The sequence below is a fragment of the Acidiphilium sp. PM genome, assembly GCF_000219295.1.
Lineage (GTDB): Bacteria > Pseudomonadota > Alphaproteobacteria > Acetobacterales > Acetobacteraceae > Acidiphilium > Acidiphilium multivorum.
The window spans coordinates 1-1,244 of sequence record NZ_AFPR01000286.1 but is presented as its reverse complement, the minus strand read 5'-3'; the positions used below and the strand labels follow the sequence as shown (position 1 = coordinate 1,244).

Below are 1,244 nucleotides of genomic sequence, written 5' to 3'. Positions count from 1 at the left end.
CCGGGGGATCAGCGCCGCGGCGCCGAAGGCGAGCAGGGCGAACCCCATCACCACGGCGCCGAGCAGCCAGGGCTCCCGCGCGCCGAGCAGCCCGCCCAGCGCGGTCCCCGCCAGGATCGCGAGGAAGGTCGCGAAATCCACCATCGCATTGGCGAGCGGCAGCCGCGCGGTCTCCAGCAGGTCCGGCAGCAGCCCGTATTTCACCGGCCCGAACAGCGCCGCCAGCACCCCGAAGGCGAGCAGGGCCGCGAACAGCGCCGGCACCGAGCCGGCGAGAAACCCCGCCACCGCCAGCCCCGCCGCACCGATCTCGACCCCCTTGACCACGGTCGCGACCCGCGCCTTGTCGAACCGGTCCGCCAGCTCGCCGGCAATCCCCGAGCACAGCAGGAACGGCAGGATGAACACCCCGCCCGCCAGCGCCACCAGTGCTGTGCTCTCCTTCGCGCGGTAGAGGATCAGCACCACCAGCGCGGTCTTGAGGAAATTGTCGTTGAAGGCGGCGAAGGCCTGGCACCAGAACAGCGGCGCGAAGCGCCGGTCCAGCAGCAGCGCGCCTGGGGTCGCGCCCGAAGGCGCGCCGGATGTCGCGCCCGAAGGCGTGCGGGCGTTCGCGCTCAGGCTTCGTCCGGCGTCTTGAGGTCGAGGCTGAGCGCGTGCAGCCCGGTCTCGAACTCGGCCTTCAGCGCCTCGTTCACCGCCCGCTGCCGCGCCACCCGGTTCATCCCCCGGAACGCCTCGGCCACCATCTTCAGCCGGTAATGCGTCTCGCCCGCCTCCGGCGCGTGTCCCGGCCCGGTCATCCGGCCGATATGGCTGGCGTGTTTCGCGCTGTCGTCCTTCAGCTCGAGCAGGCCGGGCGCGAAGCGTTCCGCGAGGATCGCGCGGATTCTGTCGGATCGTGATGTCATGGGTGGATTGTGCGCCGCCGCCCCCCGGTTGCCAAGACGCCGGCAAAGGGCAAATTAGGGAACATGACGAGACTATGCCCATGACCCGGACCACCCGCCGCGTGCGCGCCTTCGCGCCCGACCCGGATGCCCCGGGCCGCGCCTGCGACATGCCCGACTGCGACAAGCAAGGCGAATACCGCGCCCCCCGCTCGCGCGAGCACCTGCGCGACTGGCACTGGTTCTGCCTCGAGCATGTCCGCGCCTACAATGCCGGCTGGGACTACTACAAGGGCATGAGCCCCGGCGAGATCGAGGCGCATCTGCGCGCCGACACCGCCTGGCAGCGCCCCA

At 71.3% G+C, this 1,244-nt stretch carries 2 protein-coding genes and 1 pseudogene; 1 reads left to right on the top strand and 2 read right to left on the bottom strand.

The window, feature by feature from the left end:
* Together APM_RS11460 and APM_RS11455 are read right to left on the bottom strand one after the other, a co-directional pair.
* Nucleotides 1-525: MFS transporter (locus APM_RS11460; RefSeq protein ID WP_241763145.1), on the bottom strand; the 525-nt coding region annotated here is incomplete at its 3' end.
* A 92-nt stretch (nt 526-617) separates the two neighbouring features.
* Complete coding sequence (locus APM_RS11455) at nt 618-911, bottom strand: BolA family transcriptional regulator (RefSeq protein ID WP_007423540.1); 294 nt, start codon at nt 909-911, stop codon at nt 618-620.
* Between the two features lie 74 nt (nt 912-985).
* On the opposite strand from APM_RS11455, the pseudogene APM_RS11450 reads away from it, so the two are divergent.
* A pseudogene (locus APM_RS11450) lies at nt 986-1,244 on the top strand (molecular chaperone DnaJ); the annotation flags it as partial.